The 13717-nt window shown below is 40.8% G+C and carries 10 protein-coding genes; 5 read left to right on the top strand and 5 right to left on the bottom strand.

What is annotated here, in order from left to right; all coding sequences use genetic code 11:
* Positions 1-37: 37 nt before the first annotated feature.
* The 4 genes from AC3E9U_RS06640 (at position 38) to AC3E9U_RS06625 (ending at position 6794) form a co-directional block, all read left to right on the top strand.
* Entirely contained in the window at positions 38-1189 is a 1152-nt protein-coding gene (locus AC3E9U_RS06640; RefSeq protein ID WP_488746113.1) for an ABC transporter substrate-binding protein, read from the top strand.
* Position 1190: 1 nt separating this feature from the next.
* Complete coding sequence (locus AC3E9U_RS06635; RefSeq protein ID WP_488746112.1) at positions 1191-2129, top strand: methionyl-tRNA formyltransferase; 939 nt, start codon at positions 1191-1193, stop codon at positions 2127-2129.
* 16 nt (positions 2130-2145) lie between these two features.
* On the top strand, positions 2146-6186 hold the full coding sequence (locus AC3E9U_RS06630; protein WP_488746111.1) for a T9SS type A sorting domain-containing protein: 4041 nt from the start codon (positions 2146-2148) through the stop codon (positions 6184-6186).
* A gap of 185 nt (positions 6187-6371) precedes the next feature.
* Positions 6372-6794 carry a hypothetical protein gene (locus AC3E9U_RS06625; RefSeq protein WP_488746110.1) on the top strand — a complete coding sequence of 141 codons (423 nt, stop codon included), beginning with the start codon at positions 6372-6374 and terminating at the stop codon, positions 6792-6794.
* Between the two features lie 66 nt (positions 6795-6860).
* Here the strand turns inward: AC3E9U_RS06625 and dnaB are convergent, their stop codons facing one another.
* The 5 genes from dnaB to tgt all read right to left on the bottom strand — a co-directional run bounded on the left by dnaB (position 6861) and on the right by tgt (position 12675).
* Positions 6861-8405: a replicative DNA helicase gene (gene dnaB, locus AC3E9U_RS06620; RefSeq protein WP_488746109.1), complete on the bottom strand. Its 1545-nt coding sequence runs from the start codon at positions 8403-8405 to the stop codon at positions 6861-6863.
* 142 nt (positions 8406-8547) lie between these two features.
* Positions 8548-9501, bottom strand: a complete 954-nt coding sequence (locus AC3E9U_RS06615; RefSeq protein WP_488746108.1) for an acetyl-CoA carboxylase carboxyltransferase subunit alpha — start codon at positions 9499-9501, stop codon at positions 8548-8550.
* Between the two features lie 77 nt (positions 9502-9578).
* Positions 9579-10463 carry a DMT family transporter gene (locus AC3E9U_RS06610; protein WP_488746107.1) on the bottom strand — a complete coding sequence of 295 codons (885 nt, stop codon included), beginning with the start codon at positions 10461-10463 and terminating at the stop codon, positions 9579-9581.
* Positions 10450-11526, bottom strand: coding sequence for an LptF/LptG family permease (locus AC3E9U_RS06605; RefSeq protein WP_488746106.1), 1077 nt, complete (start codon positions 11524-11526; stop codon positions 10450-10452). The genes AC3E9U_RS06610 and AC3E9U_RS06605 overlap by 14 nt, the downstream gene beginning before the upstream one ends.
* Before the next feature lie 18 nt (positions 11527-11544).
* Complete coding sequence (gene tgt / locus AC3E9U_RS06600) at positions 11545-12675, bottom strand: tRNA guanosine(34) transglycosylase Tgt (RefSeq protein WP_325203019.1); 1131 nt, start codon at positions 12673-12675, stop codon at positions 11545-11547.
* 165 nt (positions 12676-12840) lie between these two features.
* Between tgt and AC3E9U_RS06595 the strand changes: the two genes are divergently transcribed.
* A complete protein-coding gene (locus AC3E9U_RS06595; protein ID WP_488746105.1) occupies positions 12841-13692 on the top strand; it encodes a transketolase in 852 nt (283 codons plus the stop codon).
* Positions 13693-13717: the final 25 nt, after the last annotated feature.

Raw genomic sequence — 13717 nt, 5'->3', positions numbered from 1 at the left:
TCGAAACGGAAATTTCCCTTTTCCTTATCAACAACCTATGCAGACAATCGGAATTTTATTAGCAAGATCCACATTTTACCATACCATTGGCTTTGATTTATATGAAGGCCTTCGCTCAGGATTAAAAACATTAAATCGAAGTGATATCAGAATCGTTACCGAGAACATCGGCTTCGGCGCAGACAAGCAACACTGTTACCGAAGCGCAGAAAAGTTATTATTGGAAGAAAACGCTTCAGTTGTTATTGCTTATATCGGACATCGGATGGCGCAATTACTTCGTCCGTTGTTTCTGTCCGCCAATAAAATGCTGATTGTATTGGATGCAGGTGCCAATTTACCCCATGAATGGCCAAGTTGTCCCAACATTTTTTATCATTCTCTTCATAATTCTTTAGGCGCATATCTTGCTGCAAAACAAGCGGTTAATGATGGCTATACCACAGCCGGCATGGTAACAGGATATTATGATGGCGGCTATTTACAAACTTACAGTCTGATAAAAGGATATGAAGAAAATGGAGGAACGGTTGTCTTCAATCATGCCACAGGCTATAAAGCAGAAGATTTCAGCATAGAGCCGTTGACAAATCATTTGGAGCAAAATCCAAATAGTGCCTTGTTAACTCTTTTTAGCGGCGACTTCATACAATGGTATTTTGAAGGCCTTAAAAAATCATTCAACGGAACAAATCTTCCAGTTTATTTACCACCGTTTGGATTTGAGGAAACAATGCTTGCCGATGCGAACTATCCAGGCAATAATATCAAAGGTATTGCAGCATGGTCAAAGAACATGATTTCCGAACAAAACAAATCCTTCGTTGAGACAATGACCAATGCCGGCAGAACCCCCAACCTTTTTTCGCTATTAAGTTGGGAAAGCGCTTCTATCACCGTAAAAGTGCTTGAACTTTTAGACGAGCACAAAAACAATATTTCAAAAACTGCATGCGGCTTACATTCTTTTGAATTCGAAAGTCCGCGAGGTCTTATATACTTTGACACAAAAACGAATACTTCGATAGCGCCATTATACGATGCAACCTTAATTTCTACTGAAGAAGGAAAATGTCAAGTGCGGATTGAAGGTCCGACTGAGGATCTGTCCGCATATTTTGAAAATTTAATCAATCAGGGTCTTAACAACGTAACATCATCCTGGTATAATAGCTATACCTGCATTTAATATGGAAACACAAAAAAAAATAATGGTACTATGTGGTGGGAGTTTTGCCTTTAAAGCGCTTCAGTTACTGGCATATGAAAAATTTCTGTATGCCATCGCCATTGGAAAAGGCACTGATTCCATAATAGATGCATTGGAACGGGAATCTGAAGAAAGCAATTTAAGTTTCCGATCTTTCCCTGATAAAAAAAGCATCACGTCGATGCGAGGATGGATTGATGAAATTCAGCCCGATTATATATTTTGTATATCATTTCCTTTTTTGCTTCCCGAAGAAGTTCTTTCTTATGGAGAGGACAAATTCATCAACTTCCATCCGGGACCGCTGCCAGAATATAGAGGTGTGATGCCCATTTTTGAAGTACTGAAAAATGAAGAAATCCAAACAGCCATTTGTGCTCATTATATGAACGCAAAGTTTGATGAGGGCAATATCATTTTTAACGATTTTATTCCGATCCTCAAGACAGACACTTACGGAAAACTATCCGTAAGAATAAGCGACCGAATGGCCCAGGTCGTACTCAACACGGCCAATATGCTGCAATTTGCCAACAACATCCCAAATCACATACAAGACGAAACCCAATCCTATTACTATGAAAAACCGCAGCTGTCTGATACTTATATTAATTGGAAACGAATGTCGGCAACTGAGATCATTGCACTGATCAATGCCTGCAACCCTTGGAATGTGGGTGCCGATTGTACCCTTATTGATGAACAGGTTAAGCTAATTATCGCTGACTTGGTGAATGAACCTCATGACAAGCAACCCGGAACAATTGTTTCAATTACCGACAGTTTAAACATCGCATGCATTGATAACCAACAAATTGCTGTCAGAATACTCAAGACAGATCAAGGAATCCTTACAGTAGCACAGTTTGCTGAAATACATCCGCAAGCAGCGACATTTAATCTTCAAACAACGAATTAATTTTAAATATGTGATTATGAAAAAGAATTTTACACTGATTTTTGCGATGTTGCTCTGCTTTTTTTACAACGGAACAAAGGCGCAAACTCAATTTTGGAGCGACACCTTTGAAGACACCGGTGCCCCGAGTTCCGGTTCACGGACACCTTCCATCGCAGAATTTACTTGTGGCGGACCTCCGGCTACAGCCTATTTTATGAGAACAATTCCGGCAGGAGTTGCGCTGCAGAATGGATCGTATTCAGGTTTCCAGGGATCAAAGATATGGGCAGCGGAAGACATCGATAAAGGCCCAACCTGTACCAATAATGCTATTTCTGCAAATCAGCAGATTACCTGGAGCGGAATTAATATTACCGGAAAAACAGGTTTGTCATTTAAAGGTCTTTTAGCCGCGGACAATCTTGGCGGGTGGCAAGGACTGAATTTCGGAACCGCACAAGATTTCGTTATCATAGAATACAGAATAGACGGAGGCGCATGGACTAAAGCTTTGGCCTTTTACAGCAATGTCCCGGCCGCTTCTCCGGCTTCCAGCAATACTTTGGATCTTGATACCAATGGTGACATGATTGGAGACGGTGCATCGTTAACATATACCTTCACCGAATATTCAGCAAATCTTATGGGTACGGGAACGACCTTAGACCTTCGTTTGAACATTTTTGCCAATGCGGGTGCGACTCAAGAAGTAGCTGCAGACGACTTTCGTTTATTTGAAACACCAACTTGTACTGCCCCAATTATTACTTCCAATCCACCTAACCGCTCCATTTGTGTAGGTAGCAATACCACTTTTTCTGCTTCTGCTACTGGGGCTACGGCATATCAATGGCAAGTAAATACAGGCAGCGGATTCACAAATATTTCAAATGGTGGCGTCTACAGTGGTGCAACAACAGGTACTTTAACCATTACCGGTGCAACTGCAGCTATGCATACTTATCAGTACCGGGCAGTTGCAATCAATGGCGTTGCCACTTGCTTTACAAATTCAAATGCGGGGACATTAAATATTTCTAATATTACGACCACTGGTAGCCAAACAAATATTACTTGTTTCGGCGCCAATACCGGTAATGCCTCTGTTACGCCGAGTGGTGGAATCGGAAGTTACACTTACAGTTGGTCTCCTTCCGGAGGGACAGGTTCGATTGCAACTGGTCTTGTAGCAGGTACTTATACTGTGACTGTTACTGATGCAATTGGTTGTACCGCAACCCGAACTTATACGATTACGCAACCGGCTTCTGGCATTAATTTAACAGCTGGAAGTCAAACCAATGTTTCCTGCCGCGGTGGTACAAACGGTACGGCGACCGTAACTCCATCAGGTGGAACTGCTCCTTATACTTATTCCTGGTCTCCTTCGGGTGGAACCGCTGCAACAGCTACGGGACTGATGGGAGGAAGCTACACGGTAACTGTCACCGATGCGAATGCTTGTCAGGCAACAAGAACGTTTACCATAACACAACCGGCTGCTGCCATTAGTTTAGCAAGTGGTAGTCAAACCAATATTTCCTGTAATGGCGGAACAAATGGTACAGCGACTGTAACTCCAACAGGTGGAACTGCTCCTTATACATACTCTTGGTTGCCTTCGGGAGGAACCGCTGCAACAGCTACAGGATTGGCAGTTGGAACCTACACAGTAACCGTTACCGATGCGAATGCCTGTCAATCAACAAGAACGTTTACCATAACGCAACCGGCTGCTGCTATTAGTTTAAGTGCAGGAAGTCAAAACAATATTTCCTGCAATGGCGGAATAAATGGTACAGCGACTGTAACTCCAACAGGTGGAACTGCTCCTTATACATACTCTTGGTCGCCTTCGGGAGGAACCGCTGCAACAGCTACAGGATTGGCAGTTGGAACCTACACAGTAACCGTTACCGATGCGAATGCCTGTCAATCAACAAGATCGTTTACCATAACACAACCGGCTGCTGCCATTAGTTTAACAAGTGGTAGTCAAACCAATATTTCCTGTAATGGCGGAACAAATGGTACAGCAACGGTAGTTCCAACTGGCGGAACTGCTCCATATACTTACTCGTGGTCTCCTTCGGGAGGAACGGCTGCAACTGCTACAGGACTCGCTGTGGGAACTTACACTGTAACTGTTACTGATGCTAATTCTTGTCAGGCAACAAGATCATTTACTATAACCCAACCGGCTGCTGCCATTAGTTTAGCAAGTGGAAATCAAACCAATATTTCCTGTAATGGCGGAACAAATGGTACAGCGACGGTAGCACCAACAGGAGGAACTGCTCCATACACTTATTCTTGGTCTCCTTCGGGAGGAACGGCTGCAACTGCTACAGGACTCGCTGTGGGAACTTACACTGTAACTGTTACCGATGCGAATGCCTGTCAGGCAACAAGATCATTTACTATAACCCAACCGGGTGCTGCCATTAGTTTAACAAGTGGAAATCAAACCAATATTTCCTGTAATGGCGGAACAAATGGTACAGCGACTGTAACTCCAACAGGTGGAACTGCTCCATACACTTACTCGTGGTCTCCTTCGGGAGGAACCGCTGCAACAGCTACAGGACTCGCTGTGGGAACTTACACTGTAACTGTTACTGATGCTAATTCTTGTCAGGCAACAAGATCATTTACTATAACCCAACCGGGTGCTGCCATTAGTTTAACAAGTGGAAATCAAACCAATATTTCTTGTTTTGGTGGTTTCAACGGTACAGCGACGGTAGCACCAACAGGTGGAACTGCTCCATACACTTATTCTTGGTCTCCTTCGGGAGGAACGGCTGCCACTGCTACAGGACTCGCTGCGGGAACTTACACGGTAACGGTTACTGATGCGAATACTTGTCAGGCAACAAGAACATTTACTATAACGCAACCGGCCGCTGCTATTAGTTTAACAAGTGGAAATCAAACCAATATTTCCTGTAATGGCGGAACAAATGGTACAGCGACTGTAACTCCAACAGGTGGAACTGCTCCATACACTTATTCTTGGTCTCCTTCGGGAGGAACGGCTGCAACTGCTACAGGATTGGCAGTTGGAACCTACACAGTAACCGTTACCGATGCGAATGCCTGTCAATCAACAAGATCGTTTACTATAACGCAACCGGCTGCTGCTATTAGTTTAAGTGCAGGAAGTCAAACCAATATTTCTTGTTTTGGTGGTTTCAACGGTACAGCGACGGTAGCACCAACAGGAGGAACTGCTCCATACAGTTACTCTTGGTCACCTTCGGGAGGGACGGCTGCAACTGCTACGGGCTTAGCTGCGGGAACTTACACGGTAACTATTACTGATGCAAATTCATGTCAAGCGACAAGATCGTTTACTATTACTCAACCGGCGGCGGCTATTAGTTTAACAAGTGGAGGTCAAACCAATATCTCTTGTAACGGCGGAGCAAATGGTACAGCTACGGTAGCACCAACAGGAGGAACTGCTCCATACACTTATTCTTGGTCTCCTTCGGGAGGAACGGCTGCAACTGCTACAGGACTCGCTGCAGGAACTTACACGGTAACTGTTACTGATGCTAATTCTTGTCAAGCAACAAGGTCATTTACTATTACACAACCGGCTCTAATCGATAATACACTGACCGTTGTTGGAACCATACTGACAGCCAATCAATCTAGTGCCTCTTACCAATGGATCGATTGTAATAACGGAAATTTACCAATCGCCACTGAAACTAATCAAAGTTTCACACCAACAGTTTCGGGTAATTATGCAGTGATTATTACGGTAAACAGCTGTTCTTCGACTTCTAACTGTCACACGGTATTAGGAAATGAAAGCTTCGGATTAAATAAAGAATTCCTAATCTATCCGAATCCGAGCAACGGAATTATTTCGATCAGTTCGCAATTAAGTGGTAATTTCCAGATTGTTAATCAGCTGGGACAAATAGTCAAAAACTTCAAATTACAATCCGGTATAGTACAAACCATTGTTCTTGAAAATGTAGTCAACGGTGTTTACTATTTGATCGGTCAGAGTGACGAAGGAATAATCATAAATAAAAAGATAATTCTTGCGAAACAGTAATTTATAATATAACTATTGGGAAGCAGGCGGGCTTTTTGCTCGCCTGCTTTTTTTTGCACAAAACGCTAATTTATCAGTAAAATCAGGTATTTCTACTTATATCATTCTCTGAAATAATAAATAGATTTGAATCAAATGTTGGAAAAGTTCCAAACTAAAAAGTAATCATTTAATTAAACTATATTATGTCAGATCAAAACACTCAAACAGCAGGTACAGCGGTTGTACCATCACAAGCAACTTTCACTTTAACTTTAAGTGAGTTAATGAAAGGCGCCAGTCCTGTTATTGCTAATGCAAAATGTGAATTCACATACAACTGGGATTTTACAAAAAACATGGGCCTTGCGACATTGGTATCCATTGACAATTGTGAAGTAAACATTACTTTACATCCGCTTGGAATACAAGGATATCTTGATTTCATGTCGGATATGCCGCCGACATCTTATGTGATCAACGGACAGCGTGTTATCCTAAACAGAATAATTTTAGATATCACACTGGCATCCAATGAGAGAAGTGGCGGAATCATGTTCAACGAAGACGGAAGCGTTATTCAGGTAACTCCTAATTTCAACAACGCAAAAAATAGTTCGAATTTTTAGTGTGTGTTTGACATATTTTTGAAAAAAAAAGCTGTCTCAAAAGGACAGCTTTTTTATTATCATTTATTAGAACGGAACATCACTGTCGTCATCAAAACTATTCATATTACTTCCGAAGGCCTCATTGGCTGAAGGAAGGTTTTTTGTTAAAAACGGATTATTATCCATATTCATACTCGAAGGCAGATCTTCAAATGGTGAACTGTGATCGTCAAGATTGTCAAATTTACCCAGACTTCCGATGAATTTCAATCGGATGTTATCCAAACCACCATTACGGTGTTTAGCTACGATAAACTCGCCCTGACCTTGCGTCGAAGAGCGTTCTTCATCATCCCATTCTTCGATTTTATAATATTCCGGTCGGTAGATGAACGATACGATATCGGCATCTTGCTCGATTGCTCCGGATTCACGTAAGTCGGATAACAACGGACGCTTACTTGCTCCACGGGTTTCCACTGCACGCGATAACTGAGAAAGTGCAATTACCGGGACATTCAACTCTTTTGCCAATGCTTTTAAGTTTCGGGAAATGGTTGAAATCTCCTGCTCACGGTTTCCGCCTCCTTTTCCGTTACCTCCGGCAGTCATTAACTGAAGGTAGTCGATTACGATCATCTTGATTCCGTATTGCGAAGACAAACGACGGGCTTTGGCACGTAAATCGAAAATGGAAAGCGATGGCGTATCGTCAATATATAAAGGCGCTTTTTCTAAATCTTTTACTTTAATCGAAAGCTGTTCCCACTCGTGTTTTTCTAATTTACCGGTACGCAGTTTTTCGGAAGACAGACCGGTTTCAGAAGAAATCAAACGCGTAATCAACTGAACCGAGGACATCTCCAAAGAGAACAAAGCTACAGGTGCTCCCGCATCTACCGCCATATTACGGGCCATTGACAATACGAATGCAGTTTTACCCATACCTGGACGAGCCGCGATAATGATCAAATCCGAAGGTTGCCATCCTGAAGTTAACTTATCAAGATCGTGGAACCCGGTTGGAATTCCGCTCAGACCTTCCTTGTTAGCAATTTCTTCGATTCGTTTTTTCGCCTGGATAACCAAACTTTGCGCCGTTTCAGAACTACGCTTAATATTTCCCTGTGTTACTTCATACAACTTCGATTCGGCTTTGTCCAACAAATCGAAAACATCGGTCGTTTCATCGTATGCATCTTCAATAATCTCGGACGAAATTCTAATCAAACTACGCTGAATAAATTTTTGAAGAATGATGCGTGAGTGAAATTCGATGTGTGCCGAAGAAGATATCTTTTGCGTAAGTTGAATCAGGTAAAAATCGCCGCCTGATAATTCCAGTTTTCCGTTCTTTTTTAATTGCGCGGAAACTGTTAATAAGTCAATTGGCTGTGTATCATTAAACAACTGAACAATTGCTTCAAATATGTACTTATGGGCATCCTTGTAGAAAGCATCCGGGCTCAAGATATCGATAACCTCGTCTACTCCCTTTTTATCAATCATCATAGCACCAATTACAGCCTCTTCAAGGTCTAAAGCCTGTGGCGGCAACTTCCCTTTTTCGAGGTTGATGATCGTAGTTTTATCCACTTTATAAGGGTTTATATTCTTAAGGTTTTCCATGCTGCTAAGGTAGCCAAGTTTTTATAAAAAATACATTTGAGTTGTTAATAACATACTGTTGACAACTCGGCATTCGTTGTTAATAAGTCAAAAAAAATCCGAAGCAGCAGGGCTTCGGATCTGATTCTTGAAAACAGGGGGTTTACTCTTTGTATTCTCCCATTTTACTGTATTTATCCATACGTTGTGCCACTAATTCTTCTGTTGATAAATCTTTCAGTTCATTAAAAGCTTTCATCACATATTTCTCAACCGTTTTAAAAGTAGTTTCTCTGTCGTAATGTGCTCCACCAAGAGGTTCCGGAATGATATCGTCAACTAATTTTTGTTTTTTCATATCAGCGGAAGTCAATTTAAGTGCCTCAGCAGCCTGCTCCTTATATTCCCAGCTTTTCCAAAGGATAGAAGAACATGATTCCGGAGAAATTACAGAATACCAGGTGTTTTCCATCATTAATACTCTGTCTCCAACACCAATTCCTAATGCACCTCCTGAAGCTCCTTCACCTACAATAACAGAAACGATAGGCACTTTAAGTCGGATCATTTCCAAAATGTTACGGGCAATAGCTTCTCCCTGACCTCTTTCTTCTGCTTCCAAACCAGGATAAGCTCCCGGAGTATCGATTAAAGTAAGAACCGGAATTCCGAACTTCTCTGCCATTTTCATCAGACGAAGTGCTTTACGGTATCCTTCAGGATTTGCCATTCCGAAATTACGGAACTGACGAGTTTTGGTATTGTATCCTTTTTGCTGACCAACGATCATAAATGATTGTCCGTTGATCTTTCCAAGTCCGCCGATCATCGCTTTATCGTCTTTCACACCTCTGTCTCCGAAAAGTTCCAGGAAGGTTTCACCACACAAAGCTCTTACGTGATCCATCGTATAAGGACGGTTTGGATGTCTTGACAGCTGAACACGTTGCCATGCTGTAAGATTTTTATATATCTCTTTTTTTGTTTCTTCTAATTTTTGTTCGATCTGCTTGCAGGTTGAGGATACATCCACATCCGATTCCTGACCAATAATCTGGCATTTATCCAATTGATCTTCAAGCTCTTTGATCGGAAGTTCAAAATCTAAGTATTCCATTTTGTTTGATTCTTTTGACTTTTATTTGAACCGCAAAGATAAAATTTTCATTTTACAATGCGGAAACTATTTAGCAATTAGTTTGTAACTTTCTTGTAATTTTTTATGATACCGTTCAATATTACAGTGGTCAATATGATGGAAGCACCGATATAAAATTCAGGACTCATTTTTTCGCTTTCGCTAAAAACAAGAATTCCCAATATGATCCCATAAATCGGTTCGAGATTAATGGTAAGCATTACGGTATAAGGAGTCAGGAATTTCATTACTTTGACCGAAGCCAGGAAAGCATAAGCTGTACAGATCGATCCCAGGATAAATAACCATAGTAAATCGGAAGAAGAAATCTGAAAAAATTCTTTCGAAAAACTTCCCGAGAAAAGCAGGTAAATCGACAAGAATCCGATCCCGCCCGCAAGTTCATATAAAGTTATGACTGCAGCATCATTGTATTTGGCAAATTTCCCATTAATGACAGAAAACAGTGCGGACAGAAAAGCAGAAGTTAAAGCTAATAATATCCCTTCTACATAATCCCCCTCGACTTTAAAGATTATTCCCAGTCCGAAAACCACAAATAAACCAAACAACACTTCGTACAGTACTATTTTTTTACCGTAGAAAATAGGTTCCAGGATCGAGGCAAATAAAGCACCCGTGGATAAACACGCTAAGGTCACTGATATATTTGACACTTTGATCGCCATAAAGAAGGTTAGCCAATGCATCGCAATAACCAATCCCGAAAACAAGAAACCAAACAGTAATCGCTTTGACAACAATAAGGGTACCTTCTTGATTTTTACATACAGAAAAATGATGGAAACCGCGATCATCATGCGATACCAGACCAAAGGCAATGCATCAAGGGAAATCAGTTTTCCCAACACAGCAGTAAATCCCCAAATAAATACAATTAAATGGAGATGAAAATAACTTCTTACTTTATCGTTTGGCATTTCTCAGTAAATAAATTGCAAGTATTCCAAAGATAGTATTTGGCAACCACACCGCTACTACCGGCGGCATACTGGATGCTTCCGCTAATGTTCCGAATACTTTATCGAAGAAAATGAAAGTAAAGGCCAGGGCAATTCCCAAAGCAAGATTAACTCCCATCCCTCCTCTTCGCTTCATAGCCGATACTGCTACGGCGATGATGGTCAGAATAAATGCTGAAACCGGTAAACTGAACTTTTTATATTTTACAACTTCATAGGTATTGATATTGGACGAACCTCTTTCTCTTTCCTTTTCAATAAACCTGTTCAATTCCCCAAAAGTCATGGTTTCCGCAATGTAAACTACTGGTGTAAGATCATCAATATCGAAATTCAATTTCATCTTAAGTTTGTCCTTAGAAGTCAACTGATCGTCCAATTCACCAACATTTCTTTTTCGGTAACCGAACAAGGTGTATGTACTGTCAGCTTCGTTCCATTGGATACGGTTTGCGGTAACCTTATATTCCAACTTATCTCCCTTGAATTTTTCAAGTGAAAAGTTGAAACCCATTTTGGAGATGTAATTGAAATTGCTAACATAGATAAACTCGTCTTTACTGATCTGTCTGTAAACATCGAGATTCTCCCTTACTTTTGGGTTGTTTTTCAGATAAGTATACCTGAAATCATTATACCCTTTACTGGCATTGGGAACTAAAATAAAAGCCATCAGCAATGCAAACAAAGAAACTATGGTTGCACCTATAATATAAGGCCTTAAAAAACGGGTAAATGAAATTCCGGAACTTAAAATTGCAATAATCTCTGTATTGTTTGCCAATTTGGAAGTAAACCAGATTACCGACAAGAACAGGAAAATCGGGAAAAGCATGTTGGCGAAATAAACCGTAAAATGCATGTAGTATTTTGCGATTTCCACAAACGGCACTTTGTTTTCAATCATCTTGTTCACTTTCTCCGAAACGTCGATCACGATTCCGATTGGAATAAACAGTAACAACATTACACTGAAAGTCCCTAAATAACGCTTTAAGATATACTTGTCGATTAATTTCATCTGCTCTTTTGACTTTGATTACAGTCGCTGACTCATATTTTTTACCATCATCTCTTTCCACTCACGGAAATCACCGGCTAAGATATGCACCCTGGCCTCGCGAACCAACCACATGTAGAAACCTAAGTTGTGGATTGTGGCGATTTGTTTTCCAAGATATTCATTAACGGAAAATAAGTGTCGTAAATACGCTTTGGAATATTCCGTATCCACGAAAGTGTGCCCCATTTCATCAATTGGTGAAAAGTCGGCTTCCCATTTTTTGTTTTTGATATTGATGGTTCCGTTGGCCGTGAACAGCATTCCGTTTCTTGCATTACGAGTAGGCATAACACAGTCGAACATATCGATTCCAAGCGCAATATTTTCAAGGATATTTATCGGTGTTCCCACTCCCATTAAATAACGAGGTTTGTCTTCCGGAAGAATTGCCGTAACGACTTCTGTCATTGCGTACATTTCTTCAGCCGGCTCACCAACTGAAAGTCCGCCAATTGCATTTCCTTGTGCGCCTGCATTTGCAATGTATTCTGCAGACTGTGCACGCAAATCTTTATAAGTACTTCCCTGAACGATTGGGAAAAACGTCTGTTCGTAACCGTATTTAAAAGGTAAGTTCTCTAAATGTTTGATACAACGATCCAACCAACGGTGGGTCATCTTCATTGATTTCTGCGCATAACGGTAATCACACGGATAAGGCGTACATTCGTCAAATGCCATAATGATATCCGCGCCGATTGTACGTTGGATTTCCATTACATTTTCCGGCGTAAAAAAGTGATACGAACCGTCGATATGCGATTTGAATTTCACCCCTTCTTCTTTGATTTTTCTATTGGAAGAAAGTGAATACACCTGATAACCTCCCGAATCCGTAAGGATGTTTCGATCCCAGTTCATGAATTTATGCAACCCACCAGCTTTTTCAAGGATTTCGGTTTGCGGACGAAGGTATAAATGATAGGTATTCCCTAAGATAATATCCGGATTGATATCGTCTTTCAACTCTCTCTGATGCACTCCTTTTACGGTTGCAACTGTACCCACAGGCATAAAAATAGGCGTTTCAATTACGCCGTGATCCGTAGTAATGGACCCTGCTCTTGCCTTTGTTTGCGGATCTTTCTTTAGTAAATCAAACTTCATATGTATATTTTACAATCGGCAAAGATAAAAGAATTGTCAGTTATGAATTATGAATTATGAATTTAATTAACATCTGTGAATTTTTCTGGAAAATCGCACTGCCGAATCTTCTTAAAAATCCAATTATCTGATTATCTTTGCATCAGTTTAACTTTTACACAAAAAATGAAGCGTAACACACAACAATTAAGCAATTTAACGATTCAGGTAAGAAGAGACATTCTTCGTATGGTACACGCTGTAAATTCAGGTCACCCGGGAGGTTCTTTGGGATGTACTGAATTTTTGGTGGTTTTATACCAAAATATAATGGAACGCAAACCTGGTTTTGACATGGACGGTATCGGAGAAGACATTTTCTTCTTATCGAACGGACATATCTCTCCGGTTTTCTACAGCGTTCTGGCGAGAAGCGGATATTTCCCTGTTTCGGAATTGGCTACTTTCAGAAAATTAAATTCAAGATTACAAGGCCACCCAACCACACATGAAGGTTTACCGGGCGTGAGAATGGCATCAGGTTCATTAGGTCAGGGTTTATCAGTGGCTGTTGGAGCTGCGCAAGCCAAAAAACTTAACAATGACAACCACACTGTTTATGCTTTATTGGGAGACGGTGAACTTCAGGAAGGTCAGAACTGGGAAGCTATCATGTATGCTTCTGCTAAAAAAGTAGACAATCTTATTGCTACTATCGATTTAAACGGAAAGCAAATTGACGGATCTACGGATGAAGTCTTAAACATGGGAAGTGTAAAAGCTAAATTCGAAGCTTTTGACTGGGATGTTGTTGAAATCAAAGACGGAAACAAAATCGAAGATATCATCGCAGGATTAAACCACGCGAAATCACTTTCAGGAAAAGGAAAACCGGTTTGCATCTTATTGCATACTGAAATGGGTCACGGAGTAGACTTCATGATGCATACACACGCTTGGCATGGTAAAGCGCCTAATGATGAACAATTAGCAAGCGCTTTAGCACAAAACTATTCTGAAGACGAGATTGACTATTAATAGTCTGTTCAGTTAATTTTAATAC

The organism is Flavobacterium sp. 21.1, from assembly GCF_057801535.1.
The sequence above is the reverse complement of the archived record's forward strand: the minus strand, read 5'-3'. Positions and strand labels throughout refer to the sequence as shown.